This window comes from Luteimonas sp. Soil_C_16, from assembly GCF_057657295.1.
Map to the genome: position 1 here is coordinate 135,409 of NZ_JBDGIS010000009.1, position 25,154 is coordinate 160,562.

Annotated in this window: 20 protein-coding genes, 1 tRNA gene and 1 pseudogene; 12 read left to right on the plus strand and 10 right to left on the minus strand. The window is 64.5% G+C overall.

The genetic code is table 11. The annotated features are described in order from the left end of the window. Nucleotides 1–27: 27 nt before the first annotated feature. From AC3A5T_RS16000 to AC3A5T_RS16015, 4 genes are all read left to right on the plus strand, one after another. Nucleotides 28–498 (plus strand): acyl-CoA thioesterase, encoded by a 471-nt coding sequence (locus tag AC3A5T_RS16000; RefSeq protein WP_487629425.1) that lies wholly within the window; start codon nucleotides 28–30, stop codon nucleotides 496–498. A gap of 59 nt (nucleotides 499–557) precedes the next feature. After that, on the plus strand, nucleotides 558–2,522 hold the full coding sequence (locus AC3A5T_RS16005) for an MFS transporter (RefSeq protein ID WP_487629392.1): 1,965 nt from the start codon (nucleotides 558–560) through the stop codon (nucleotides 2,520–2,522). Between the two features lie 112 nt (nucleotides 2,523–2,634). Then, a complete protein-coding gene (locus tag AC3A5T_RS16010) occupies nucleotides 2,635–3,030 on the plus strand; it encodes a CD225/dispanin family protein (RefSeq protein WP_332078177.1) in 396 nt (131 codons plus the stop codon). Beyond that, nucleotides 3,030–3,467 (plus strand): DUF2752 domain-containing protein, encoded by a 438-nt coding sequence (locus AC3A5T_RS16015; RefSeq protein WP_487629393.1) that lies wholly within the window; start codon nucleotides 3,030–3,032, stop codon nucleotides 3,465–3,467. Before AC3A5T_RS16010 ends, AC3A5T_RS16015 begins: the two co-directional genes overlap by 1 nt. Before the next feature lie 9 nt (nucleotides 3,468–3,476). Here AC3A5T_RS16015 and nudC read toward each other — a convergent pair whose 3' ends face one another. Genes nudC through AC3A5T_RS16030 form a run of 3 tightly spaced genes read right to left on the minus strand, consistent with a single transcriptional unit; the run spans nucleotide 3,477 to nucleotide 5,527 of the window. Beyond that, nucleotides 3,477–4,364 carry an NAD(+) diphosphatase gene (gene nudC / locus AC3A5T_RS16020; protein ID WP_487629394.1) on the minus strand — a complete coding sequence of 296 codons (888 nt, stop codon included), beginning with the start codon at nucleotides 4,362–4,364 and terminating at the stop codon, nucleotides 3,477–3,479. A gap of 54 nt (nucleotides 4,365–4,418) precedes the next feature. After that, nucleotides 4,419–4,793, minus strand: a complete 375-nt coding sequence (erpA, locus tag AC3A5T_RS16025) for an iron-sulfur cluster insertion protein ErpA (protein ID WP_332078174.1) — start codon at nucleotides 4,791–4,793, stop codon at nucleotides 4,419–4,421. A 32-nt stretch (nucleotides 4,794–4,825) separates the two neighbouring features. Further along, nucleotides 4,826–5,527 carry a DUF6776 family protein gene (locus AC3A5T_RS16030; RefSeq protein WP_332078173.1) on the minus strand — a complete coding sequence of 234 codons (702 nt, stop codon included), beginning with the start codon at nucleotides 5,525–5,527 and terminating at the stop codon, nucleotides 4,826–4,828. A gap of 121 nt (nucleotides 5,528–5,648) precedes the next feature. Here AC3A5T_RS16030 and AC3A5T_RS16035 point away from each other — a divergent pair, with 121 nt between their 5' ends. From AC3A5T_RS16035 to AC3A5T_RS16045, 3 genes are all read left to right on the plus strand, one after another. Continuing rightward, nucleotides 5,649–6,230: a DUF4126 domain-containing protein gene (locus tag AC3A5T_RS16035; RefSeq protein WP_487629395.1), complete on the plus strand. Its 582-nt coding sequence runs from the start codon at nucleotides 5,649–5,651 to the stop codon at nucleotides 6,228–6,230. Nucleotides 6,231–6,336: 106 nt separating this feature from the next. Then, the gene (locus tag AC3A5T_RS16040; RefSeq protein WP_487629396.1) at nucleotides 6,337–8,151 is read left to right on the plus strand and encodes an EAL domain-containing protein; all 1,815 of its coding nucleotides are present in this window, start codon (nucleotides 6,337–6,339) and stop codon (nucleotides 8,149–8,151) included. 12 nt (nucleotides 8,152–8,163) lie between these two features. Beyond that, nucleotides 8,164–10,695: an ATP-binding protein gene (locus tag AC3A5T_RS16045; RefSeq protein ID WP_487629397.1), complete on the plus strand. Its 2,532-nt coding sequence runs from the start codon at nucleotides 8,164–8,166 to the stop codon at nucleotides 10,693–10,695. A 42-nt stretch (nucleotides 10,696–10,737) separates the two neighbouring features. On the opposite strand, the gene bfr is transcribed toward AC3A5T_RS16045, so the two are convergent. From bfr to AC3A5T_RS16060, 3 genes are all read right to left on the minus strand, one after another. After that, nucleotides 10,738–11,211: a bacterioferritin gene (gene bfr / locus AC3A5T_RS16050; RefSeq protein WP_332078169.1), complete on the minus strand. Its 474-nt coding sequence runs from the start codon at nucleotides 11,209–11,211 to the stop codon at nucleotides 10,738–10,740. Nucleotides 11,212–11,327: 116 nt separating this feature from the next. Next, a complete protein-coding gene (locus AC3A5T_RS16055) occupies nucleotides 11,328–11,540 on the minus strand; it encodes a (2Fe-2S)-binding protein (RefSeq protein ID WP_232138046.1) in 213 nt (70 codons plus the stop codon). Nucleotides 11,541–11,612: 72 nt separating this feature from the next. Further along, nucleotides 11,613–12,212 (minus strand): RNA pyrophosphohydrolase, encoded by a 600-nt coding sequence (locus AC3A5T_RS16060; protein WP_487629398.1) that lies wholly within the window; start codon nucleotides 12,210–12,212, stop codon nucleotides 11,613–11,615. A gap of 1,308 nt (nucleotides 12,213–13,520) precedes the next feature. On the opposite strand from AC3A5T_RS16060, the gene AC3A5T_RS16065 reads away from it, so the two are divergent. The 4 genes from AC3A5T_RS16065 (at nucleotide 13,521) to AC3A5T_RS16080 (ending at nucleotide 19,683) form a co-directional block, all read left to right on the plus strand. Beyond that, complete coding sequence (locus tag AC3A5T_RS16065) at nucleotides 13,521–13,820, plus strand: hypothetical protein (protein WP_487629399.1); 300 nt, start codon at nucleotides 13,521–13,523, stop codon at nucleotides 13,818–13,820. Nucleotides 13,821–16,117: 2,297 nt separating this feature from the next. Beyond that, the gene (locus AC3A5T_RS16070; protein ID WP_487629400.1) at nucleotides 16,118–16,798 is read left to right on the plus strand and encodes a recombinase family protein; all 681 of its coding nucleotides are present in this window, start codon (nucleotides 16,118–16,120) and stop codon (nucleotides 16,796–16,798) included. Nucleotides 16,799–16,931: 133 nt separating this feature from the next. Further along, nucleotides 16,932–18,971 carry an ATP-binding protein gene (locus AC3A5T_RS16075; RefSeq protein ID WP_487629401.1) on the plus strand — a complete coding sequence of 680 codons (2,040 nt, stop codon included), beginning with the start codon at nucleotides 16,932–16,934 and terminating at the stop codon, nucleotides 18,969–18,971. Further along, nucleotides 18,964–19,683: a hypothetical protein gene (locus AC3A5T_RS16080; protein ID WP_487629402.1), complete on the plus strand. Its 720-nt coding sequence runs from the start codon at nucleotides 18,964–18,966 to the stop codon at nucleotides 19,681–19,683. Before AC3A5T_RS16075 ends, AC3A5T_RS16080 begins: the two co-directional genes overlap by 8 nt. A gap of 19 nt (nucleotides 19,684–19,702) precedes the next feature. Here the strand turns inward: AC3A5T_RS16080 and AC3A5T_RS16085 are convergent, their stop codons facing one another. From AC3A5T_RS16085 to AC3A5T_RS16095, 3 genes and pseudogenes are all read right to left on the minus strand, one after another. Further along, entirely contained in the window at nucleotides 19,703–21,097 is a 1,395-nt protein-coding gene (locus AC3A5T_RS16085; protein ID WP_487629426.1) for a site-specific integrase, read from the minus strand. Nucleotides 21,098–21,160: 63 nt separating this feature from the next. Then, nucleotides 21,161–21,289 (minus strand): annotated as a pseudogene (locus AC3A5T_RS16090) (DUF6538 domain-containing protein); the annotation flags it as partial. An 83-nt stretch (nucleotides 21,290–21,372) separates the two neighbouring features. Then, nucleotides 21,373–21,449, minus strand: a tRNA-Met gene (locus AC3A5T_RS16095). Between the two features lie 136 nt (nucleotides 21,450–21,585). On the opposite strand from AC3A5T_RS16095, the gene AC3A5T_RS16100 reads away from it, so the two are divergent. After that, on the plus strand, nucleotides 21,586–22,842 hold the full coding sequence (locus tag AC3A5T_RS16100) for a serine hydrolase domain-containing protein (RefSeq protein ID WP_487629403.1): 1,257 nt from the start codon (nucleotides 21,586–21,588) through the stop codon (nucleotides 22,840–22,842). Between the two features lie 99 nt (nucleotides 22,843–22,941). Here the strand turns inward: AC3A5T_RS16100 and AC3A5T_RS16105 are convergent, their stop codons facing one another. Next, entirely contained in the window at nucleotides 22,942–25,074 is a 2,133-nt protein-coding gene (locus AC3A5T_RS16105) for a S9 family peptidase (protein WP_487629404.1), read from the minus strand. Nucleotides 25,075–25,154 lie beyond the last annotated feature (80 nt).

The following is a 25,154-nucleotide window of genomic DNA, read 5'->3' on the forward strand; positions in this document are numbered from 1 at the left end:
GTGATCCCAGGCAACGCCCAGCTCAGCATGACCGTGCTGATGACGCCGGACATGGCGAACTTCTCCGGCAACGTGCACGGCGGCACGCTGCTGAAGTATCTCGATGAAGTGGCCTACGCCTGCGCCAGCCGGTACGCCGGCCGCTACGTGGTGACGCTGTCGGTCGACCAGGTGACGTTCCGCGAACCGATCCACGTCGGCGAGCTGGTGACCTTCCTCGCCTCGGTGAACTACACCGGCCGCACGTCGATGGAAGTCGGCATCAAGGTCATCACCGAGGACATCCGCAACCGCGCGGTGCGCCACACCAACAGCTGCTTCTTCACCATGGTGGCGATGGACGAGGACGGCCGCTCGACGCCGGTGCCGCCGCGCGAACCGCAGAGTTCCGAAGAGCGCCGCCGCTTCGAGCAGGGCCGCCAGCGCCGCGAGATCCGGCAGGAACTCGAAGCGCGCTATCGCGCGGTGCGCGAGACGTTCCCCGACACGCCGGACTGATCGCAGCCCGCAACGCCATGCGGCTTTGCTAGGCTCCGCGCATTCGTCGAGGAGCCCGCATGTCCGGCCAGTCCCAGTTCGCGCTGCTCAAGCAACGCCGCTTCCTGCCCTACTTCACGGTCCAGGCGCTGGGCGCGTTCAACGACAACGTCTACCGGCAGTCGATCATCGCGCTGCTGTTCTTCCTGGGCGTCAGCACCGCCGAGCGCACGCTCTACACCAACCTCGCGCCGGCGCTCTTCATCCTGCCGTACTTCCTGTTCTCCGCGATCGCCGGGCAGATCGCGGAGAAGGTCGAGAAACAGAAGCTCATCGTCATCACCACGATGATGGAGATCGTGATCATGTCGGTCGCGGCCGCGGGCTTTCTGCTCGAGAGCATGCCGGTGCTGCTGGTCGCGCTGTTCCTGACCGGCACGCAGTCCACGTTGTTCGGCCCGGTGAAGTACTCGATCCTGCCGTCGGTGCTGCGCCCCGAGGAACTCACCGGCGGCAACGGTCTGGTCGAGATGGGCACGTCGATCTCGATCCTCGTCGGCATGATCTACGGCGGCCTGGTGTTCAAGCTCGCCGGCAGCTACGGGCCGGAAGCCGCGGCGGTGTCGGTGATCGTGCTGGCGGTCGCTGGCAACGTCGTCGCGCGGATGATTCCCAAGGTCGATGCCGGCGCGCCCGAGCTCAAGGTCAACTGGAATCCGATTCCCGAATCGCGCGCGATCATGCGTCTGGCCAAGCGCCAGCTCGCCGTGCGCAACGCGATCCTCGGCGTGTCGTGGTTCTGGTTCGTCGGCACGGTGCTGACCGCGCAGTTGCCGACCTACGCCGAACTGCATCTGGGCGGCATCGCCAACGACACCGCGCTCTACATCTTCGCGCTGGCGCTGTTCTCGATCGGCGTCGGCGTCGGTTCGCTGCTGTGCGAGAAGCTGTCGGGCCGCTCGGTCGAGATCGGCCTGGTGCCGATCGGCGCGTTCGGCATCACCGCGTTCCTGCTGGACCTGTACTTCGCGCGTCCCGGCGCGCCGCCGGCCACCGGCCTGACCATCGCGCAGTTCCTCGGCGACTGGGCCGGCTGGCGCATCGTCATCGACCTGACCGGCATCGGCATGTTCACCGGCTTCTTCGTCGTACCGCTGTTCGCGCTGATCCAGAGCCGCACGCCGAAGTCGGAACTCTCGCGCGTGATCGCCGGGCTCAACATCCAGAACTCGCTCTTCATCGTCACCGCCGCGATCCTCGGCGTATTGCTGCAGATGGACGAGCTCGCATTTGGCGGCGTGCGCGTTCCGCTGCCGGGGCTGAGCATTCCGCAGGTGTTCCTGGCGCTGGCGATCGCGAACGGCCTCGTCGCGCTGTGGATCTTCACGATCGTGCCCGAGTTCCTGATGCGCTTTGCCAGCATGCTGCTGGTGCGCGTGCTCTACCGGCTGCGCCTGCGCGACATCGAATCCGCGGTGCCGGCCGACGGCGCGGCGCTGATCGTCTGTAATCACGTCAGCTACATGGACGCGCTGATCCTCTCGGCGGCGATTCCGCGGCCGGTGCGCTTCGTGATGTATCACCGCATCTACAACGTGCCGGGCATGCACTGGATCTTCCGCCACGCGAAGGCGATTCCGATTGCCGGTGCCAAGGAGGATCCCGAACTGATGCAGCGCGCGTTCGATGCGGTGGATGCGGCACTGGCCGAAGGCGAACTGGTCGGCATCTTCCCCGAAGGCAAGTTGACCCGCGACGGCGAGATCGCCGCGTTCAAGTCGGGTGTCGAACGCATCCTCGAACGCGCCGCCGCACGCGGGCAGCGCGTGCCGGTGGTGCCGATGGCGTTGCGTGGCATGTGGTCGAGCATGTGGAGCCATCGCAGCGCGTCGTCCGAAGGCGGGCGCATGGCCCGCATGCGCGTGCCGCGCCGCGCGCGTGCGCAGATCGATGTCGTCGCCGGGCCGCGGATCGAGGACGGCGCGTCGATCGACGCCGGCACGCTCGAGGCGCAGGTGCGGATGCTGCGCGGCGACGCCGCCTGAGGCCCGTCGTGACATCGCTTTGTGCGGCTCTGGCGCTACAGTACGGCGTCCCCGTCGACCGACGGCGGTCATCGACCTTTCCCAACCGCAGCAGCACCCAGGAGCATTCTCGATGAGTTCGATTCCGCCGCCGCCACCCGGCTCGTACGGCACCCCGGAACCGTCGCCCTACGGCGCACCGCCGCCCGGCACGCCGCTCGCGCCCGGCACCGTGCCCAACTATCTCGCGTGGTCCATCGTGGTCACCGTGCTGTCGCTGTGCCTGTGCTGCATCATCGGCACGATTCCCGGCATCGTCGCCATCGTGTTCTCGGCGAAGGTCAATACGCTGCTCGGCCAGGGCGATCTCGCCGGCGCCCAGCGCGCGTCGAACACTGCCAAGACTTGGTGCTGGGTCACCACGGGCCTGTGCGTCATCGGCCTGCTGTGGACGATCTACTCGCTGACCCTCGGCGGCGGCATGGCGCAGTACCAGATGATCCTCGACCAGATGCAGGCCGGCAGCTGATGTCGCTGGCCGGCAGTCACGCGCCGCGCCGCATCCGGTCTTCGACCCTCGCCCTCGCGGGCGGCGGCGTTGCACTGGCGGCGGGCGGCGCGTGGCTGCTGCGCACTTTCGATCCGAACGCGCCCGGCAATCCGTTTCCGCCGTGCATGTTCTACAGCGCCACGGGCTGGCACTGCCCGGCCTGTGGCCTGACCCGCTGTCTGCACGCGCTCGCCCACGGCGATCTGCCGCGTGCGTTCTCGATGAACCCGTTGCTGTTCGTGCTGCTCGCACTGGTGCCGCTGTTCGCCGGCTGGCACCTCGGCTGGCGACCCCCGTGGCTGCAGCGGCTCGCCCGCGTCGCCGCGGACTGGAAGCCCTGGGTCGCACTGCTGCTGGTGTACTGGGTCGCCCGCAATCTGCCGTGGTTTCCGTTCACCCTGCTCGCGCCGGGCTGATCGAGACACTCAGCCGGCTGTCCCGCCGTTCTGCTGCGCATGCCAGTACGCGATCAGCCAGCGCGAGATCGACGACTTCGGCGACAGCTTCAACTCCGGATGCGCATCGCGCAGCGCGGCGCCGATGGTGTCGGCGTCGAACCAGCGCGCGTCTTCCAGCTCGTCGGTGACCTGCGGCGCATCCGGGCCTGCATCGGCGATGAAGCCGAGCATCAGAGAGGCCGGGAACGGCCAAGGCTGCGAAGCGAGATAGCGACACGCGGTCACGCGCACCGCGCTCTCTTCGAACACTTCGCGCACGACGGTCTGCTCGAGCGTCTCGCCCGGTTCGACGAAGCCGGCCAGCGTCGAATAGCGGCCGGGCGGCCATGCGGGCTGGCGTCCCAGCAGCAGACGCGACCCGTCGGTGACCGCGACGATCACGGCAGGATCGGTGCGCGGGTAATGCTCGATGCCGCACCCGGTGCAGCGCCCCAGCCAGCCGGCCCGCGCGTATTCGAGCGGCGCGCTACAGGCGCCGCAGAAGCGATGCCGGTCGCGCCAGTGCAGCACGGCGCGCGCCTGCGCGAACGCGGTCGCCTCGCGGACCGGCCACTGCGCGGCCGCGGTACGCAGATCGATCGTCGCCGGCGCGTCCAGCGTGGCCGGCGCATCGACGGCCGGCACGGCGAACCAGCCTTGCGCATCGTGCAGACCGAGGAACACCGCGGACCCGGGGCGTGTGCCGACCACGGTACCGTCGAGCGCGGGCGGCATGCCGTGCGCATCGACGCGGGCATCGCCTTTCGCATCGAGCACCAGCACGCGCGCTTCCGGCCACAAACGGGCCAACGCATCGGAATCGGTCCGGAGATGTTCTGCGCGATCGAGCGGCGCGTCGACGAAACTGAAGTCCATGCGCCGATTATCGCCCCGGGCGGTGTCGCGATGGCGACACGCGCGCGTTGCGGCTCAGACGGTGAAGCTGCTGCCGCAGCCGCAGGTCGACTTGGCGTTCGGGTTGCGGATCGTGAACTGCGCGCCGTGCAGGCTTTCGACGTAATCGACCGAAGCGCCCATCAGGTATTGCAGGCTCAGCGGATCGACCACGAGGGTCACGTCGTCGGTCACCACCGCCAGATCGTCGTCCGTGCGCTGCTCGTCGAACTCGAAGCCGTACTGGAAGCCCGAGCACCCGCCGCCCTGGATGTAGACCCGAAGATTGAGCGCGGCATTGCCTTCGCCCTCGATCAGCTCGCGCACCTTGGCCGCGGCCGCGGGGGTGAAATCGAGCGGGCGTTCCAGCGACTGGTAACCGGGGCCTTCGATGGTGAGCACGTCATTCATGGCACACAGGATGGGGCTGCGTGCCGCCCGCTTCAAGCGCCCGGTGCGGAACGCGGCGTCACGTCGGCCCAGCTGAACGGACGCTCGACCGCGCTGCCGCGCTCCGGCTCGAGCCGCACGACCACGCGCAGCGGCTGGAAGCCAGGCGGCAGCACGATGTCGCCCTCGACCTGCTGGAAATACTTGAACGAGTACGCCACGCGCGCGGCATCGTCGCGCTGGCGCAGCTGATCCCACTCCAGCGTCTCCAGACGCCCGTCGCGGGTGCCTTCGACCGACAGCCGCATCGTGCCGACGCTCGCGGCCTCGCGGCTGAGGCTCTGGGTCAGCGTCGCGGTGTAGTGCCAGCCCTGGTCGGTGCGCGGCTGCATGCGCAACTCGTGCACCGTCAGGCCCTTGCGTTGTTCGGTCGCACCGACGAACCGTTCGTAGAACGCGACGTCGGCACGCAGCGCGGCGATCTCCTCGTCGCGCTCGGCCAGCGTGCCCTGCAGTTCGCGGTTCGCATCGCGGCTGATCTGGTCGGAGCGGGTCAGGGTCGACACCTGCTGCTGCAGGCCTTCGAGCTCGGCCTGCTGGGTGGCCAGCTGGCGCTGCGGATTGCCGGAGGTCGGTGCGAACGCCTGCCAGGCGCCCCACAGCCCGAACAGCAACGCGAGTACGACGACCACCGCGAGTGCGATGACGATGCGCGGACCACGCGCGCGGCGGGTGGCCGAGGGCGGCTTGGTCACGGGAGGCGGCGTGTCGTTCATCGTCACGGTATAGCCAGCGCCGTCGCGCCGCGTCAAGGCGAAGCCGGTCCTATACTCGCCGGCGTTGTGCACCCGTTGTCGTTCGCCCCGGAGCATCGCGATGTCCGAAGCCCATCTGTTCGCCGCTGGTGTGCTGCTCGCGTGGTTGGCCGGCGTGCGCGCGTATCTGACGGTATTCGGTGTCGGATTGGCGGGCGTGTTCGGCTGGCTGGACCTGCCGCCGGCGCTCGAGGCCGCAGCGTCGCCGTGGGTGCTGGGCGTATCGGGCGTGCTGGCGCTGGTGGAATTCTTCGCCGACAAGATTCCCGGCGTCGACTCGGGCTGGGATCTGCTGCAGACCCTGGCACGCGTGCCGGCGGGTGCATTCCTCGCCGCGGCCACCTTGTCGCCCGATGGCGATCTGGGCGCCGGCATGCTCGCGACCGGCGCAGGCGTGGCGCTCACCAGTCACGCGCTCAAGGCCGGCAGCCGCTTGCTGCTCAATGCCTCGCCCGAGCCGGTCAGCAACCTCACCGTATCGACCACGGAAGATGTCGTCACCGTCGGTGCGCTGTCGCTGGCGCTGGTATCGCCATGGCTCGCACTCGCGCTGGTGGCCGTGTGCGTGCTGCCCTGCGCGGTCGCGGTGTGGTGGCTGTGGCGGCGCCTGTCGCGTCGCGCGCCGAAGGCCGCGCGCGGCTGATCCCAGCGGGCGCGGCACGCGTGACGTGACACTGCCGGCGACGCGATCTAAAGGGGTACCGGTTAAAGTTGCCTGATCCCCCACATCGCGTCACAGTGCCGCACCTATGTCTGATGCCGACAGCAAGCAACGCGCCGAGTTTCCGCCCGCAGCCTATTGGCGGCGCTGGGCGGCGGACGCCGGTCAACCCACGCTGCCCGGTGATCCCGCCGACGCCGTCGATACCGACGCACAGCCGGCGAAAGCGCAGGCGAGCGAATCGGTCGAGGCGCCGTATCGCGTGCTCATCGTCGAGGACGATCCCAGCCAGGCCCTGTTCGCCGAGAGCGTCCTCAACGGTGCCGGTCTGCAGGCGCGCGTGGTCGCCGTAGCGAGCGAGTTCATGGCGACGCTGGGCGAGTTCCAGCCCGACCTGGTGCTGATGGATCTGCATATGCCCGGCATGGACGGCTCGGAACTCACCGCGCAGCTGCGCGGGCAGCCGACGTTCGCGCACATTCCGGTGGTGTTCCTCACCGGCGATGCCGATCCCGAACGCCAGTTCGAGATGCTCGAAGTCGGCGCCGACGATTTCCTGACCAAGCCGGTGCGTCCGCGCCATCTGATCGCCGCGGTGCAGAACCGCATCCGTCGCGCCCGCGCGCTGCAGCAGATGCCCGACCCCGGCCGCAACCCGCTGACCGGGCTCAACAGCCGTCTGCAGCTGCTGCAGCATCTGGCCGAAGCGATTCCCGCCGTACCGCGCGGCGCGCTCGGTTTCATCGAGGTCGAAGGCATCACAGCCTTGCGCGACCGCTATGGCTACGCGGGCCTGGAAACCATCCTCACCGATGCCGGGCGCCACCTGCGCACGCTGGTGGGCGATGCCTCGGCAACGCGTCTCAACGACAACACCTTCCTGGTGTTCGCGCCGGACGTGGCACGCATCGATCTCGATGCCTGGGCGCGCAGCCTGCGCGACGGCATCGGCAGCCATCCCTTCCCGCTCGCCGACCAGACCATCCGCCTGCGGGCACTGGTCGGGTACGCCGATCTCGTCCACGGCTACGACGATCCCGGCAGTGCACTCGCTGCCGCCGAACAGGCCTTGCGCGAATCGCGCGGCACGCCGGTCGGCATCGCCGTGCACATGCCCGCGCCGACCGTCGCACCCGGCGAAGCCCAGGGCGGTCTGGCCGACGATCTGCGCGATGCCCTCGCCGAGCAGCGCATCGAACTCGCCTTCCAGCCGATCGTCGCCGTCGCCGGTGGCGACGAGGCGCAGTACCAGACCCTGCTGCGCCTGCGCGGTCGCGACGGCGAACTGCATTCCGCCGCGCGCGTGCTGCCGGCCGCCGAACTCGCCGGCCTGCTGCTGGAGATCGACCGCCGCGTGATCGAACTCGCGATCGCGACGCTGATCGAACGCCAGCGCGTCGGCAGCGCGATGCGGCTGTTCGTGTCGCAGTCCTCGCGCAGCCTGATCCAGGGCGGCTATGCGGACTGGTTGCTCCAGCAGATCGAATCGTCGGGCGTGCCGGGCGCATCGCTGGTCATCGACGTGCGGCAGGACGATGCGCTGATCCACGCGCTGTCGCTGCAGGATTTCTGCGCGCGCATGGTGCCGGCCGGCGTGCAGCTGTGTCTGGGCCAGTACAGCGCCAGCGAGGAAGCCGACGCGTTGCTCGCACAGCTGCCGCTCGGCTTCGTGCGCCTCGCCGCGCGCTACTCGCGCCAGCTCGACGAACCGCGCGTGCGCGACGAGATGCGTGTCGCCGTCGAGCGCGCGCACCGGCTCGGACTGCAGGTGATCGGCCAGCAGGTCGAAGATCCGCAGGCGGCGGCGACGCTGTGGATGAGCGGCATCGATTTCATCCAGGGCAATCTGGTCCAGCGCGTGGCGAACGTGCTCGACTTCGACTTCCACCACTCCGTGCTCTAGGTCCGCTGACGCATGATCGCGCGCCGTCGCCCGTCCGCTCTCGTGTTGCGCTGGCTCGCACTCGGCGCAGCCGGCGGCGCGGCGCTGACGATGGTGCTGGCCGCGCTCGCGGTGCCCGGTCCCTGGCAGGTGATCGCGCTGGTGCTCGCCCTGGTCGCAGTGGTCGCGTCGATCGGCGTCAGCGTGCACATGCACCAGGGCGTACGCGAACTCGAAGCCGCGGACGAGCGTCTGCGCCAGGACGAGCTCGCACTGGGCGAGTTGCAGCGCGAGCTCGAAGAGCGCACCGAACTGGAAAAGGAACTCCGCCAGGCCAAGAACGCGGCCGAGTCCGCGGTCATGGCCAAGGGCGAATTCCTCGCCACGATGAGCCACGAGATCCGCACGCCGCTCAACGGCATCACGCCGATGCTCGATCTGCTGATGCACGCCAGGCTCGCGCCCGATCACGCCGAACTCGTGCGCACCGCCTACATGTCGGCGCAGCAGATGCAGCGCATCGTCGACGACATCCTCGACTACTCCAAGCTCGAATCCGACAAGCTCGACCTGGAAGTCACCGGTTTCAACCTGCGCGAGCTGATGGACGGCGTGATCCAGGTGATGGAGCGCGCCGCGCAGACTAAGGGCCTGCGCCTGGGCCTGCAGCTCGATCCGTCCGTGCGCCTGTCGGTGCGCGGCGATCCGGTCCGCCTGCGCCAGGTCCTGGGCAATCTGATCAGCAACGCGGTGAAGTTCACCGAGCGCGGCAGCGTGTCGGTGCAGGTGCGCCGGCTCGGCGAAACCGCGGCCCAGCACCAGTTGCGCTTCGAAGTCCGCGACACCGGCATCGGCATCAGTACCGAAGGCCGGTCGCGCCTGTTCCAGGCCTTCAGCCAGGCCGACGCGTCGACGACGCGCCTGTATGGCGGCACCGGTCTGGGGCTGGCGATCTCGCGCCGCATCGTCGAACTGATGGACGGACGCATCGGCGTGGACTCCGAGCCCGGCGCCGGTTCGACGTTCTGGTTCGAAATTCCGCTGCGCAAGGCGCAGGGCGACATGCCGGTCGAAGACGCAAGCCCGCGCGACGGCCGCGCGTTGCTGCTCAGTGCCGATCCGCGCCTGCGGCTGCGTCTGAGCATGCTGCTGCCGAACTGGGGCCTGCGCGTGAGCTCGGTGGAGACCACGCAGGAAGCACTCGACCGTCTGCGCACCGCCGCGAACCAGGGGCCGCCGTGGGCCTATTCGGTCGTCGTCGCGGATCTGGCCGGCATGCGCAACACGGCGGTCGCGCTGTATCGCAACGTGACCCGGCAGGCGGCCTATGGCGATCTGCGCCTGGTGTGCCTGTATGGCGACGAGACGGTGTCCGAGGAACTGCGCCAGGGTGCGACGCTGCTGAGCCGCCAGTCGCCCGACGCCGATCTGCGCGAGGCCGTGCTCGGTACCGACAGCGCGCCGCAGGTGCCGGCCGAACCGCCGTACGCGCCGCCGCCCGACGTCTACGCCGCCGCACCCGCACCGCAGCCCACCTACGAGACCGCGCCGGCGCCCCTCCATGCGGCGCCGCCACCCGCCTTCGCGCCTGCGCCCGTAACCACACCGGTCGGCGACGTCGCCGGTGATGCCGCGCGCAGCAGTGGCCCGCGCAAGCCGCGCGTGCTGCTGGTCGAAGACAATCCGGTCAATCTGATGGTCGGCCAGCGCCTGCTGTCGGTGCTGGGTATCACCTGCGACACCGCCAGCAATGGCGAAGCCGCGCTGCTGCGGATCGCGGCGTCGCGCTACGACATCGTGCTGATGGACTGCCAGATGCCGGTCATGGACGGCTACACCGCGACGCGTCGCTGGCGCGAGCACGAAGCCGCCGAGCGCAGCGCGCGTCGTCTGCCGATCATCGCGATGACCGCCAACGCGATGGCCGGCGACCGCCAGAAATGCCTCGATGCGGGCATGGACGATTACCTCGCCAAGCCGGTCACGCGCAGCGAGCTCGAACGTTGCATCTATCGCTGGTGGGATCCGGACACCGCACCCGCGGTCGTCGAACCCGCGACGCCGGCGCCTGCTCCGGTCAGCGAGCCGATGTCGGCCGCGGAGTGGACCGCGCCGACGCAGCCTCGTCCGCAGTCTCCGGACGAGGCCCAGGCCGAAGCCGAACAGATGGCCATCGCGATTCCGGCACCGTCACCGGCCGTGGACCGCGGCCCGCTGCCGCCGGTCATCGACCACGAGGTGCTCGACGACCTGCGCACCGTGCTCGGCGACGAGGTCGACCGCTTGATCGACGTGTTCCTCGACGACACGCCGCGCCTGCTGTCGGCACTGGAGAACGCGGTCGACGGTCCGGACTACGACGGTCTGCGCGATGCCGCGCATTCGCTGAAGTCGTCGAGTGCGAATCTCGGTGCGATGTCGCTGTCGGCGGCCGCGCGCCGCATCGAAGCCGGCGCCCGTGAGCGCAATCTCGAACGCCCGGCCGTGGCCGTGGCGTTGGTGTCGAACGAATTCGCGCGTGCGCGGCGGATGCTGCGCGAAGGCCGGGTCTCGGGCCTCACCTGAGGCCGACGCCCGCCGTGCGCGGGCGTGCGAACCGCGTCGGGCTCAGTCTTCTTCGAGCTGGCTCTGCAGATAGTTCTCGACGCCGATGCGCGAGACGAGGTCGAGCTGGGTTTCCAGCCAGTCGACGTGTTCCTCTTCCGATTCGAGGATGTCTACCAGCAGCTTGCGGCTGACGAAATCGCCGGCGTTCTCGCAGTGGGCGATGCCCTCGCGCAGCGTCGGCAGACCGTCCATCTCGAGCGCGAGATCGCATTCGAGCGTCTCGACCGGCGCCTCGCCGATGCGCAGCTTGCCCAGCGCCTGGAAATTCGGCAGCCCTTCGAGGAACAGGATCCGCTCCGACAGTTTGTCGGCATGCTTCATCTCGTCGATCGAGGCCTTGTAGGCGCGCTTGCCGAGCTCGTCGAGGCCCCAGTTCTTCAGCATCTTGGCGTGCAGGAAGTACTGGTTGATCGCGGTCAGCTCGTTGTAGAGCGCCTGGTTGAGAAAACGGATGACCTGCGCGTCGCCCTTCATCGAGGGATGCTCCTGATATCGCGGAATGCGCACACTCTAGCGAGCCGTCGCTGGCGATGACGGAACGCGAATCGTGATCATTAGTCGGCGCGGACCGGCGCCGCGCGGATACCGCCTCAGGCGGCCGATGCGATCAGCGGCAGATCGATGACCGGCGCGCGACGCGCGGCATGGAAATCGTCGAGCAGGCCCGAGGCCATGTCCAGGCAGCTGCCGCAGGTCGCACCGCAGCCGGTGCGCATCGTCAGTTCACTGACTTCCCGGCAGCCATTGGCCGCGGCCTGGCGGATCTGGGAGTCGGTGACGCCGTTGCAGATGCACACGTACAAGGCTGTGGTCCTGGCGGAAGACTGGAGTGCCCATTCCGCCATAAACGAGAATCAGTGTCAAATAAGAACTGTTCAGCCCGCACCATCATCGCGCCCGCGCACGACGGCGTCGGACGTGCGACGCGCGCCCCGGCGCTGCGGCCGACGGCTGCGCGGCCGGGTCTCGATCGCAGGCTGCGGGATCGCCTGCGCGCCGGCGACCTGCCGGGCGTACTTGGCCAGATGGCTGAGCGCGCTGGTATAGACCCCGCGCTTGAACATCACCACGTGTTCGAGCGGATACCAGAAATCGACCCAGCGCCAGTGGTCGAACTCCGGCGTCTCGGTGAGATCGAGCTTCAGATGCGCTTCTTCGCCGACGAACTGCAGCAGGAACCAGACCTGCTTCTGGCCCACGCAGACGATGCGGTCGTTGCGGCGGATCGCCCGTTGCGGCAGGCGATAACGCAGCCAGCCGGGCGTGGCACCGAGCACGGCGACGTGTTCGGGCAGCAGCCCGGTTTCCTCGCGCAGCTCGCGATACATCGCCTCGAGCGGCGTCTCGTCGGTGTTCATCCCGCCCTGCGGGAACTGCCAGCCATCACGCCGGACCCGACGCGCCCAGAAGACGCGGCCGTCCGGGTGCATCAACACGATGCCGACATTGGGCCTGAACCCGTCCGGATCGATCACGATGCGGACTCCTAATGCGATTGACTTGCGTCACTGGCATCGACTCTGCCACGCGCCGCCCCGGGGAACAAGCCGGAACTGAACGCCGATACGCGGCCACAAAAAACCCGCCATCGGGCGGGTTTTCGGCGACGCTTTCGCGTTGGTGGCTATGGGTGGACTCGAACCAGAGCCACCGAGCTACCGTAGCACTTGGCGTTTTCGCACATCTCAGACGTGCCGCTGTGCGCAAACTGTAGCACTAGATGTAGCACCGGCATCGTTTGCGGATCAGCTCAAAAAGACAGATAAGGCCGGACGTGCAAGGGATATCCCGCGGGCCTCGCTGAGGCACCGTCGCTACGTAGGGCAACTAGGCTCCCCCGTCTACTGAGGGCTCTAACCACGGCTGCGGCTTTCGCCCGGCAGTAGACCTGAGGGCTTCCGCGCGCCCTGTATCGACCCTCATGAAGACGATGGCTCTCCTCGTGGTGCTCCGTGAAGAACCCCGGGAGGCGCTATACAACCTCCTCGGCCAATCCGTGACTGGATAGAAGACGTCGCGAGTTGAGCTACCGGAGGAGGAAAGAGGAACTGCCTAAGATGCGTGAGCAGCATCGCCTCGCCGACCGCATACTCTCTCAACGCGAGGACTTCATGAATCGAATGGACTTGCAATGAAGAAGACAGTGTTAGCTCTGGGGTTGCTAGTCTCCATGGGAGCATCCTCTGCACAGCAAACCTCTCCTCCCCCGGACGTCTACAGGTGTGAGGTGGACGGCGTCGTGCGTTACTCATCACGTCCTATCGATAACGCCGACTGCCGGCCGCTGCAGCTTGTGCCACCGCGCTTAGTCGCCAGCAGCATTTTGCCGCAGTGTGTCGACGCCCCTCAGGGCTCGCGCTTTGTCGGGCCTTCAGCTAGAGCGCGAGAGTGCACTAGACAGTACTGCGCGCAGCCGAGCTTCAAAGAAATCGTTGCGGCTTACGCCTTCAGCAGGCCGCTACCGATCTCTGACCAACAGACGGCACTTACCTGCATCAATCGTACAGAGCAGGACTTAAGGCGCTAGGGAAGCAACAGTGGATCTGAGCTTTTTTCAAGATAATTGGGTTTGGATCTCCGCAAACTACTGGGGAGCTCTAGGCCTCATCTTGCTAGGCATCACGCTCGGATGGTCCGCGGCAGGCCTCTATCATCGACGTCCGCGTGACCGGCAGCCGGTTGCTAATTCTGCAGCCTCGCCGTCATATCCGCAGTTCGGTCGACATGGAAAGAACATCCTTTGTAACTCTGTCGGGGATGTGGATGTTGGGGAGACCCTCTCCATGCGAGCAGTCATTACGCCCGGCTCTCGAATCACCGTCGAGATTCGCGGTGCTCCTCCTGAGCATCTGAGCGACAACGGCGGCTCATGGTTCATGACCCTTGGTCAATCGATCAACTGGACTTGGGACCAGTACAAGTTCGAGAACGGCGGGAAGCAGAGGTTCGTCGCGGAGGACGGCGTAGCAGATCTACAAATCAGCTTCGCGCGATGCGGCGAGATGCAGATCAAGGTCTATGAAGGCGATTCACGCACACCATCGTGGTCGAAAACCCTCAACGTTCACAGCGAAGGTAAGTAAGCCAGGGCGCAACGAAATGGGGCGCCATCTAGGCGCCCCGTTCTCTTTTGCCTAATCCTCGTCCGCGGCATCCATACCGCACTCCATCTCACATTCGGAGCCATAGTCGGAATCGTACGGTCCCTCTACGCTCACGATGATTCGATCCTCGCCTTGCTTAGCGTCGAGTGCGATGCAGTCTCCACACACATTACCCATCGGGTACTGCTCTGCCGTGCTGTCAGAACCCATGTTCCCTTCGATAGTGCAAAGTCGCCAATCCTTCGTATCCATCTCGTGCTCCCTAACCGTCCATCCGACGGCCTCTCGATTGTGCTCCGGCCAGTCGCCGTCGTCATCGCCTAAGTCTCTCGGGCACCGAATGAGGAGCTCCCGGACGTCCACGCAGGAGCCACCCTCTGGGTATGCGACCCTCCCCTTAGCCCACGTCAGCGCCCTCCATAGAGTCGACGCTCGGAGCCTTCTAATCTCCAGGAGCTATCGCTACGAGGCTACGACCGCGGCGGCGTGCAAATAATCTGACTCAATGGAAGCTTCGTGGTCCTGCTTGCCCTCACAGCGCAATTGAGCGTGTGGTCAACAGCGTGCGCTGACACTTGACCGGCGAAGCGGCGACATCCCGGGAGGGCCTCGGACCGCGGCGCACGCACGTGGTCTAGGTCAGTAGTCACTGGAGTTCATTGACCTCAGGATTAGGGTTCCCCCGCCCCGTGCTCAGTCTTCAGCTCCTTTAAGGCGACCACGACAATCGCGTGTAGAACATGGAGACACCCTGCATGCCTTGGCTCGAGCCTGCTCTATTAGAAGGGGTGGGAGCGTTACGCCCGCATCGTGAGTATCCCGAAGTTTGGATTACAGTGCTTCTATAAGAAGGGGTGGGAGCGTTACGGCTTGGGCTTGCGCGTCGCCCTCTCGTCACGCCAGCGTCGCTGCCTTTCTGCCGCCTTCTCACGCTTAATCGCTAACCTCCTCGCTGCAGCTGCCTCAGGGTCGGCAGCATCGACCTTCCGCTGCGCCGCAGTACGGACTTTCGTCTCAGCGTCTCTCTGTCGCTGAGCCTCGATCTGCCTGCCCCGGCGTAGATAGTCCTCGTGCTTGGAAGTCGCGTTGGCGAGCAACTGAAGCTCGTAAGCAGTGGGCATCCGACCGCTGGGCAACGTCGGCAGCAGCTCTGGAGGGATCTCAGGCCTCTCCTCACCCGGCTCGGCGAGCGCCTGCTCAAGAATTTCATCCCAACGCCGCGCGTCTGCTTCGATTCTTCCGGCGTCCGGTTGGCAATTGCGAGCCGGCGAGCAGCCTCCTTGGCCCTATCCGACTTGTAGACCAGCACTACGGGACCATCCGCGCCTGATCGGGCGAAGTGCCTCCAGGTTGCATCCCCCGGCAGCACGGTCTTCGACATTGGTTCATTGATGAGATCAAAACCCGCGACGTCATCCGTAGCGATCGCTTCGATTGTCCTCTCCGCCCTAGAGATGGCCCGCTGCTGCGCTACAGCAATCTCATGCTTGATCCGCTGCAGCCGGTCTCGTGGGACTGGGTGCCTGAGGTCACCCGACGGCTTTCTGCCCCGTTCATTTGAGTCCCACCGCTCCTGCTCAAGTTGCGCGTTGGCATAGGCACGCAGGACTTCTGGCTGCAGCCTGTAAGCAGCTTCAGTAATGGCGTGGTGCGCTTCCACCCATTCGCTCTGAATTACAGCGTGGTCGGGAGCATTCTCTGGGTAAGGCGGAGCTGGGGGAGCGGCAGGACGGGGGGGCGAGCGATGAGGAAACGCCGAAGGGCGAGCGCTGCTCTTGCGTGAGAGAGAGGGTGGGGCGTTGCCGGACAGTCGCTCTAGAGACTGTGCACAGGCCAGCCGCGCCGCTTCCCAGATCTCCTCAGGGAACTCCCGCAGGGCGGCTTCCTGCGCCTCCCTGATCTGCTCTTCCGATGGGCTGGCGTGCTTCTCAGGCACCTCGGATGCAGGCCTGTTGCCCACTTCCGGCGAAGCGGCTGAAGGGATCAGATTGCCTCCTGCACCACCTCGCCGGATCAGTCTGACCTGCTTGGGGATCGCCGATGCGAGCTGCGGTGACACGAGCGCCGACCGCGCTTTCATCATGGCTACGACGGCCGCAGTTACCTCGGTGGACTTGCCCGGAGGGCGTGAATTGCTGGACATCACGACTCACTTCTTGAACACAAACGGATTTCATCCTCGAACAGTCACGGCGATCGAGGGCGTTAAGCCAGATTGACATAGCCAAAAGCATCTGTACAGAATTGCCTAACGACCGTTAGCCAATTCTGTACAGATGAAGTTCGTCGCATATCTCAGAGTCTCCACCGCCCGCCAAGGTGAGTCGGGTCTAGGACTTGAAGCACAGCGCGGCGCCATCAACGCCTTCGTCGATCAGCGACGGGGATGCGTGATTGAGACTTTCACTGAGATCGAGAGTGGCTCACGGAAATCTCGGCCTCAGCTAGATAGGGCTTTGGAACTGGTGAAACTCACAGGGGCAACCCTCGTCATAGCGAAGCTCGATAGGTTGTCGCGCAATGCGGCGTTTCTTTTAACGCTGCAAGAGAGCGGCGCTCGCTTCGTTGCAGCAGATATGCCCGACGCCAATGACCTCACTGTTGGCATCATGGCCCTTGTCGCCCAGCAGGAGCGCAGGGCCATATCGATCCGTACACGCGAGGCGCTCGAAGCAGCAAAGCGCCGTGGCAAACGTCTTGGAAATCCGAACGGCGCTGCAGCTCTGCGACGTGCCGGCAAAGGGAATGTCGCCGCCATTGCTCAGGCTCGAGCAAATGCGGATGATCATGCGGAGCGTCTCCGGCCACTTATCGATGAGCTAAACGCCTCAGGACCACGTTCTCTAGGTGCCATGGCAACGGCATTGAACGCGCGCTCGATCCTGGCGCCTAGAGGAGGGACTTGGCATCGATCTTCCGTCGCGAGCCTGCTGAAGCGCCTGAAGGAGAGCGGCTAGTAGTCAAAGCCCCCCCCGGAGGGGGGAAGTCCGCTACACAGCAGATATGAGATAGGGCCTCAGAAATTTCCTTGAAAATTTTGGGCTGTCCGAGGCAAACCGACGTCTATTGAGTTGCAACGAGGAAGAGCGCATGGGAAGCGAAACCTACAAAGTCACTGTGCAGGCAGACCACCTCGCGCGCATGTCCCGCGCGAGGCCTGTATCGGCTTTGGCAGAGCTAATCTGGAACAGCTTGGACGCCGATGCCGGAACAGTCCGTGTGCTTTTCAGCGAAGGGCAACTCAGCGGCATCGAAGAGATTGTTGTTGACGACGACGGCCAGGGAATTCCACACCAAAACGCCCCGACGCTTTTCGCCCGGCTCGGCGGCTCATGGAAGCGAACAGGCGAGGCGACGCCAATCAACGCACGCCTGCTTCATGGGCAGGAAGGACGAGGGAGGCTGAAGGCACTCGCATTGGGGCGAATTGCAGAGTGGCGAGTCGTCTACCGCGACGATGCAGGCCTTTGGCGTTACACCATTACCCTCGACGCGAGCAAGCAAGACACGGTCATAATTTCTGAACGGTCGCCCGCGGAAGAACCTAATCGACCGGGAGTGACAGTACGGATTAGCGAGCTTGAAAAGAACTTAGCGGGCTTGAAGTCAGATGCTACGCGAGCGGAGCTTACCGAGATCTTCGCGCTCTACCTCACGGACTACGACACTGCCTCTGTCGAGATCGATGGCACACGGCTAGACCCAAGCTCACTGATCGCCCTGCGGAAGCCCAACCAGCTGAAAGATGTTGTGCACGAGGGCCGCACATTCAGCGCATCGCTGGAGCTTGTCGAATGGAAGTCTGGCGACAACAGGGCACTCTACATGTGCAACAAGCGCGGCGCTCCACTGCTGCGTGTGGCCAAGCGCTTTCATGTAGGCAACAACTCGTTCTCGGCATACCTCAAGTCATCTTTCTTCAGCGAACTTCAGGACCAAGGGATTCTGGAATTGGCTGACATGCACCCAGTCGCAGTTGACTTCATCGACCAGGCGCATGTGCTCATCAAGACATTCTTCGCGGACCGTGCCGCTGAAGCGGCTAGAGCTTTAGTAGACGAGTGGAAAACAGCACGCGTCTATCCCTACGAAGGCGATGCCGGCTCTGTAGTTGAAGAGACCGAAAGAAAAATGTTCGACATGATTGCCGTCAAGGTTGCTAAACATGTCCCTAAGTTCGAGTCCGTCCCAGCTCAAGCCTTGCATCTTCGGCTTCTTCGACATGCGATTGAGAAGAGCCCCGATGAGCTACAGAAGATCCTTGAAGAAGTCCTAAAGCTGCCCGCACGAGCGCAGAAAGATCTGGCTCAGCTTCTTCGCGACACGTCTCTCTCCTCCGTGATAAGTGCGGCGAAAATCGTCGCGGATCGCGTGAAGTTCATTCGCGGACTTGAAGCGATCCTATTTGACAGGGATTTCAAAGCACGCCTGAAGGAGCGGTCGCAGCTGCACCGAATTGTCGCGCTCAATGCGTGGCTTTTCGGAGAACAATTTTCTTTGTCGGTAGATGATCAGTCGCTAACCGAGGTGCTTCGCAAGCATCGAGCAGCGCTTGGGGACGATGCTGTTGTAGACGAGCCTGTTCGGCATGTCTCCAAAAGTAGAGGCATCGTGGATCTGATGCTATCGAAAGCCATCCGACGCCATAGCTCGCGAGACCTTACGCACCTAGTGGTCGAGCTAAAGGCTCCAAGCGTACGCGTCAAATCAAAAGAAGTGCTCCAGATCGAGGAGTACGCGCTGTCGGTTCGTAAGGATGAGCGCTTCAGGGGCCTCAATGTCCACTGGGACTTCTGGGTGATCAGCGATGACTACGACGACTACACAGAGGATCGCTTCCTCGATCCCTCGGAGCCGGGCTTGATCGCTAGGAAGGACAACCATCGAATTTTTGTAAAAACTTGGTCTGAAGTTATCGAAGAGAACCTTGGGCGACTGCAGTTTTTTCAAGAAAAACTTGAGTTCCAAGCTGACAGGGCCAGCGCACTAGCGCATCTTCAAGAAAACTACGAAGCGTTTCTTCATGGTGTTGTTATTGAAGAAGATGCTGATGGCGAAGAGGGGCCGCTCACCGGAGAATACGAGGCGAGCGCATTGAAAGAAGCAGTTTCCGGAGGCAGCGATGTCTGATGAGCGGCACTATGCGCTGATGGGACGCCTGTTGGCAGATGTTCCGAAGCTTGAGAGCGCCGCTGAAGCCGCTTCCGCTGAGACTCAGCAGTGGATTGGACGAGCCTACGCTGTGATGCAAGCAACGGGGCAAGTCTTGGATGCGGCCGCCGTGCGTGGCGCTCAAGGCTTTCTAGGCACGGCGGGCCGCGAGAGACATGCGAAAGACCTTCTCGCCGCCTGCTACCGGACGATGGCAGTTCTCGAACTAAGAGTGCCTACTTCGGTAGCCGGCACGTTTGTACCGGTAGGCAACGCCTTTGACGCACTTGCTGCTGTCTCTCGCATTTTGCAGACTGCCCGGGCCGATGTGCTCATCGTCGATCCTTATCTAGACGGCACCGTGTTGACCAAATTTGCTGGAGCAATACCAGCCGGAGTTCCTCTTCGCCTGCTCGCGGACGGTAACGACGTAAAGCCCACGTTGGCGCCCACACGCGATGCTTGGGTTCTTCAGTACGGGGATGATCGCCCTTTAGAAGCTCGTATAGCTTCGCCGAGAATGCTTCACGACCGCGCTATCTTTATTGACGGAAATGAGGCGTGGACGCTCACTCAATCTCTAAAAGACTTTGCGGTCAGAGCGCCTGCTGAAATCGTCCGTGCAAACGATACCGCCACGCTGAAGATCGCAGCCTACGAGCAGATCTGGCGAGACTCCAACCCTTTATAGCGTTCGACGAAGAACTCACTCAAACAGGTAGCACTAGCTTAGCTAAGGCTTCCTGCAGTGCAGGCAGGTCGGTAACAGAGCCATACCGGCCTGTCGACATGCTCTGGAACTCATGTCCAAGAATCTCGGAAATTTGGTAGTCCGGAACGCTCTTAGCCTTCAATCGAGCTGAGACGGTGTGGCGGAAGCTATGGGCCGCAGTCTTCCTCCGATCGCTAATGCCGGATGCACGTAACACGTAGGCGAGACGCTTCTGCAACTTATCGATCGCACTACCCTTCGCGGTACTTGCAGTTCGCATCTCTTCGGGCCAAAGGAAGCCCGGGGGAGCTGCCGCGGCAAATGCCGGCAGCCCAAGCTCAACCAAACGTGGATGCAATGGGACCTTCCGTCGACTACTTTCCGTCTTTAGGCGCTTTCCACTCTCCGTTTCGTTGATATCGAGCACCCAAATTCCGTTCACTGACTGGACGTCAGCGGCACACAGTTGCGCCGCCTCGCCAAGTCGGCACCCTGTGTAAGCCATGATGCGGGGTACCCAGTACTCGACTGGCAAGAGCCCAGGCTTCGATCCAAGTTGTTCAAAGTACCGACGGAGGTCGTCATCGGTGAAAGGAAGCCGATCCTCCGATGCTCTGCCAGTTCTAACGTCCTTGAGAATGGCCGCAGGATCTAACTTCAAGTGGTCGTGATCCACGGCCCAGCTAAAGAAGCTGCGTACGGCTTGGTAGTAAGCATTGACACTATTTGGAGCCAAGCGGGCGACAGTCGGATCGTCCTTCACAGCTTCAAGCACTTCCCGAGCTGACAGGCCGGGAAAGCGCTTCGTCATGTTGGATGGCAGCTGAGTGATCTCCAGCCCAAATCGCCGAACGCTGTCCTTAGTAATGTCTCCAACCGGGGCGTCCCCGAGAAGCTCTACAAGTAAGTGCAAATATCCAAGATATTGCGCTTCAGTTCGCGTAGACCAGCGCTGTCGTGCAACCCGCTCATCTCGGTACGCGGACACAAGCTCGGAAAGCTTCGGGGTGATGGGAGTGACTAATTTCGTAGACGCGGCCGGACTGTACCGAGCCGGCCTCATCTTCCGGAGGGCACTTCTATCCAGAGGGTCGCCGTTGATAGCTGCAAGCTCAGCTTTGATGCTGAGCACTTGAACCTCGATCAGCCGTCGGGCGAACTTCCGCAGTTCGTCCTCAGACGCCTCAGGAGCCATCTCGCGCGCAACATCAAGTACTGAACTGAAGTCCAAGTGCGCGAGCGCACCCGTCAGTTCGTGAGCGCGCTCGTTCTGCTGAAACCCGTACTCCTCAAGTCCGCCGCGAGTCCATTCCAGCGCGAGAGTGTCTTCGATCTGATCGAACGTCTTACAGAGGTACTCGTAGACCAATCGGTCAATCTCGTCGCGCGTCATCAAGGCCCCTACTCGACCAATCTTGTTCAGGAGACAGCGTACGTAACACTCCCACAACCTGAGGCGATGGGAGGCTTCCTTTCGGTCACGAGTGCGCAAACTGCGCGTAATCTCCGTCCGCCCGACCAGCGCTCGCAAACGTGCCGGGACGATGATCCGGGAAGCAAAGGTCTGACCTCGAAGCTGTAGCACTTGCTGTAGCAATCCCTGTAGCGCGGAGGCCGGGATGCTCGAAAACAAGCTAAGTGCATGTCCACGAAGGACTTCTTTACCGATGGTGGCTATGGGTGGACTCGAACCACCGACCCCGTCATTATGAGTGACGTGCTCTAACCGGCTGAGCTACATAGCCATCGGTCGTGCGGAACTTCCCGCGACGAGCCGCGCATTCTGCCCAGTCCCCGGGCCTGCGTCAATCCGCGCATGCGGTCTGTCGCCGCCATCACCCCCCTCTTGCCGCCCGGTCGCCGACGCAGTCCAATGCGGCGATGCCCTCCCTCGTCCATGCCGGTCGTCGTCGTTTCATCGGGTTCGCCGGCGCTGTCGGCCTGCTGCCCTGGCATCTGGCGTCGGGGTCGACGTCAGGGAACCGCGCGCGCAGTTGGACTCCCGATCCGGACCTGCTGGAGGATCTGCCGCGGGTCATGGCGGCCTTCGCGGTGCCCGGCCTGGCCATCGCGGTCGTCGAGGACGGCAAGGTGGCCTGGCAGCAGGGCTTCGGCGTGACGCACGTCGAGCGCGGCACGCCGGTGCAGGCCGACACCCTGTTCGAGGCGGCATCGCTGAGCAAACCGGTATTCGCCTACCTGGTGCTGCAGCTGGCCGATGCAGGTGTCGTCGATCTCGACAGGCCACTCGTCGCCTATCGACGCCCGGACCATCTCGGCCGGCATCCTTGGCTGGACCGCATCACCGCCCGCGATGTGCTGCGCCACACGACCGGCCTGCCGAACTGGCGGCCGCATCCGGCGACCGAACTGCTCGTGCCGCAGGCCGAACCCGGCACGCGGATCGACTATTCGGGCGAAGCTTTCTTCTGGTTGCAGCTGGTGATCGAAACGCTGACCGGCCAGAGCCTGGACGAGACGATGCAGGCGCGCCTGTTCAGCCCCGCCGGCATGCGCGACAGCAGTTACGCGTGGGACGACGCAATGGCCGCGCGATCGGTCCATGGTCACCGCGCCCATGACGCCGATGGCGCAGGCATGCCCACGCAGATGCTGCGCGAACAGTGGAGCGCGGCCCAGCGCATCGCCGGACGCGACGGCAGACCGCTGTCGGCCTGGACCTGGGACGATGCCACGCGTGCATTGCCGGAGGTCCAGGCCCACACGCCGCCGGGACTGGTCAACTGGGCGGGCGACATCCTCGCCAACGCTGCTGCGAGCCTGCGCACCACGATCCGGGATTACGCGACGTTCGTGTCGCTGGTGATGGCGCGCGGCGGGCAGCGCGCGTCGTGGGAACTCGACGAGTCCACGCGTGCGGCGATGCTGACGCCGCAGCCGATCGGCGCGACGCGATGGAGCGCGAAAGGTCTGGGCTGGAACGTGGAGCCGACGCCGGGCGGTCCGGTGTTCCACCATTCCGGCAGCAACGGCGGCATCTTCAAGACCTTCGCGATGGGCGATGTCGCGCGGCGCCGCGGCATTGTCGTGATGACCAACGGCGGCAGCGGCCAATACGTCTATCGGCGCATCGTGCGCGCCGCCACCGGGCACGATCTGCTGGCGTTCGATCGCTGACGCTACGGATGTTCGCGTCACGCGCGTGATGCACCCGGCGACTGCCCGACGAAAAACGCCCGCATCTCTGCGGGCGTTTTTCCGGACGCGACGCTGGAATCAGCGCGTCGCCGCGTCGAGCCCCAGCTGGTCGAGCATGAAGGCGTACATCTCCGCCGACTCGCGGTAGCGACGGAAGCGGCCCGACTTGCCACCGTGTCCGGCCTCCATGTTGGTGCGGAACACCACCGGATGCGCGCCGGTGTTGAGATCGCGCAGCTTGGCCACGTACTTCGCCGGCTCCCAGTACTGGACCTGCGAATCCCACAGGCCGGTGCCGACGAACATCGCCGGGTAGGCCTTGGCGTCGAGATTGTCGTAGGGCGAGTACTTCACGATGTAGTCGTAGTAGCGCTTCTCTTCCGGGTTGCCCCACTCGTCGTACTCGTTGGTGGTCAGCGGAATGCTCGGGTCGAGCATCGTCGTGACCACGTCGACGAACGGCACCTGCGACAGGATCACGCGGTACTTCTCCGGCGCCATGTTCGAGATCGCCCCCATCAGCAGGCCACCGGCACTGCCGCCGTATGCCGCGACGCGATCCGGTGCGGCGTAACCCTGCTTGACCAGATCGTCGGTCACGTCGATGAAGTCGGTGAAGGTGTTGATCTTGTTGAGCAGCTTGCCGTCGTCGTACCAGGCGCGGCCCATTTCCTCGCCGCCGCGGATGTGCGCGATGGCATAGACCATGCCGCGGTCGAGCAGGCTGACGTTGGTGACCGAGAAGCCTGGATCCATCGACGCGCCGTAGCTGCCGTAGCCGTACTGCAGCAGCGCCGCGGTGCCGTTCTTCTCGAACCCCTTGCGGTAGACCAGCGACACCGGAATGCGCTTGCCGTCGCGCGCCGTCGTCCACACGCGCTCGGTGACGTAGTTCGACGGCTCGTAGCCGATCACCACCTGCTGCTTGAGCTGGCGGCGCTCGCCGGTCCGCGTGTTGACCTCGAAGGTCGTCGCCGGCGTGGTCAGCGAGGTGTAGCCGTAACGCAGCCAGTCGGTGTCGGGCTCGGAGTTCACCGCCAGACCCATCGCATACGCCGGCTCGTCGGCCTGCACGAATTCGTCACTGCCGTCGGTCTTGAGCACACGCACGCGGGTCAGCGCCTGCGCGCGTTCCTCGATCGCGGTGAAGCCATCGAACAGTTCGTAGCCTTCGATGTAGACGTCATCGCGATGCGGCACGAAGTCGGTCCACTGGCGGCGCGAGGTCGCATCGCTGGGCGCGGTGACGAGCTTGAAGTTCGTCGCCTTGTCTGCATTCGTGCGGATCACCCAGCGGTCGCCGTAATGGTCGGCGTCGTACTCGACATCACGCGCGCGCGGCGCGAGCACGGCGAAGGTCTCGGGATTGTCGGCCGGCGCGTAGCGCGTTTCGCTCGACACCGTGCTGCCGACGCCGATGACGATGTACTTGTCGTCGCGCGTGCGGTCGATGCCCATGTAGAAGCTGTCGTCCTTCTCTTCGTAGACCAGCGCGTCATCGGCGACCGGCGTGCCGAGCACGTGCTTCTTCACGCGCACGGTCAGCAGGGTCTCGGGATCGTTCTCGACGTAGAACAGGGTCTTGTTGTCGTCGGCCCAGACGAGGTTCGCCGACACGCCGGTGATGACGTCCGGATAGATCTCACCGGTTTCGAGATTCTTGAAGCGCACCGTGTACTGGCGACGGCCGTTGGTGTCGTCGGCGTAGGCGAGGATGCGGTTGTCGCGGGTCACGTCCCAGTCGCCGACCGCGTAGTAATCCTTGCCGTCGGCCAGCTGGTTGACGTCGAGCATGACCTGCTCGCCGCTGAAGTCGCCTTTCGCGTTCGCGGCCTGGATCGACAGCGCATCGACACCGGCGCCATCGGCGCGGCGCGCGTGCACCGGATAGTCCTTGCCGGTTTCAAAGCGCGAGTAGTACCAGAAGCCGCGGTCGCGGTACGGCACCGAGCTGTCGTCCTGCTGGATGCGACCGACGATCTCGTCGTACAGCGTGTTCTCGACCGGCTTCAGCGACGCGAGCATCGCATCGGCGTAGGCGTTCTCGGCATTGAGATACGCCAGCATCGCCGGGTCTTCGCGCTTGTCGTCGCGCAGCCAGTAGTAGACGTCCTCGCGCGCCGCGCCGTGCGGCGCGGTGACGGTGTGCGGGCGCTGTTCGGCGTCGGGCGGGACCGGCGCGGCGGCGTGTGCAGCAGGAGAAACACTCATCAGGCTCAGGCTCGTCAGGAACGGCGCGGCCAGAAACAGGGCCGCGCGGGGGAAAGATGTCTTCATAGGTGGGTCCACTC

Excerpts from the sequence above, each read along its gene's own strand:
- AC3A5T_RS16005 (WP_487629392.1), top strand. The coding sequence starts at position 558 with ATGTCCGGCCAGTCCCAGTTCGCGCTGCTCAAGCAACGCCGCTTCCTG.
- AC3A5T_RS16065 (WP_487629399.1), top strand. The coding sequence starts at position 13,521 with ATGCGAGCAGTCATTACGCCCGGCTCTCGAATCACCGTCGAGATTCGC.
- nudC (WP_487629394.1), bottom strand. The coding sequence starts at position 4,364 with ATGGACTTCAGTTTCGTCGACGCGCCGCTCGATCGCGCAGAACATCTC.
- erpA (WP_332078174.1), bottom strand. The coding sequence starts at position 4,793 with ATGAATGACGTGCTCACCATCGAAGGCCCCGGTTACCAGTCGCTGGAA.
- AC3A5T_RS16000 (WP_487629425.1), top strand. The coding sequence starts at position 28 with ATGACCGTGCTGATGACGCCGGACATGGCGAACTTCTCCGGCAACGTG.
- AC3A5T_RS16085 (WP_487629426.1), bottom strand. The coding sequence starts at position 21,097 with ATGACGCGCGACGAGATTGACCGATTGGTCTACGAGTACCTCTGTAAG.
- AC3A5T_RS16035 (WP_487629395.1), top strand. The coding sequence starts at position 5,649 with ATGTCCGAAGCCCATCTGTTCGCCGCTGGTGTGCTGCTCGCGTGGTTG.
- AC3A5T_RS16105 (WP_487629404.1), bottom strand. The coding sequence starts at position 25,074 with ATGAGTGTTTCTCCTGCTGCACACGCCGCCGCGCCGGTCCCGCCCGAC.
- AC3A5T_RS16040 (WP_487629396.1), top strand. The coding sequence starts at position 6,337 with ATGTCTGATGCCGACAGCAAGCAACGCGCCGAGTTTCCGCCCGCAGCC.
- AC3A5T_RS16015 (WP_487629393.1), top strand. The coding sequence starts at position 3,030 with ATGTCGCTGGCCGGCAGTCACGCGCCGCGCCGCATCCGGTCTTCGACC.
- AC3A5T_RS16045 (WP_487629397.1), top strand. The coding sequence starts at position 8,164 with ATGATCGCGCGCCGTCGCCCGTCCGCTCTCGTGTTGCGCTGGCTCGCA.
- AC3A5T_RS16075 (WP_487629401.1), top strand. The coding sequence starts at position 16,932 with ATGGGAAGCGAAACCTACAAAGTCACTGTGCAGGCAGACCACCTCGCG.
- AC3A5T_RS16100 (WP_487629403.1), top strand. The coding sequence starts at position 21,586 with ATGCCCTCCCTCGTCCATGCCGGTCGTCGTCGTTTCATCGGGTTCGCC.
- AC3A5T_RS16010 (WP_332078177.1), top strand. The coding sequence starts at position 2,635 with ATGAGTTCGATTCCGCCGCCGCCACCCGGCTCGTACGGCACCCCGGAA.
- AC3A5T_RS16080 (WP_487629402.1), top strand. The coding sequence starts at position 18,964 with ATGTCTGATGAGCGGCACTATGCGCTGATGGGACGCCTGTTGGCAGAT.
- AC3A5T_RS16070 (WP_487629400.1), top strand. The coding sequence starts at position 16,118 with ATGAAGTTCGTCGCATATCTCAGAGTCTCCACCGCCCGCCAAGGTGAG.
- bfr (WP_332078169.1), bottom strand. The coding sequence starts at position 11,211 with ATGAAGGGCGACGCGCAGGTCATCCGTTTTCTCAACCAGGCGCTCTAC.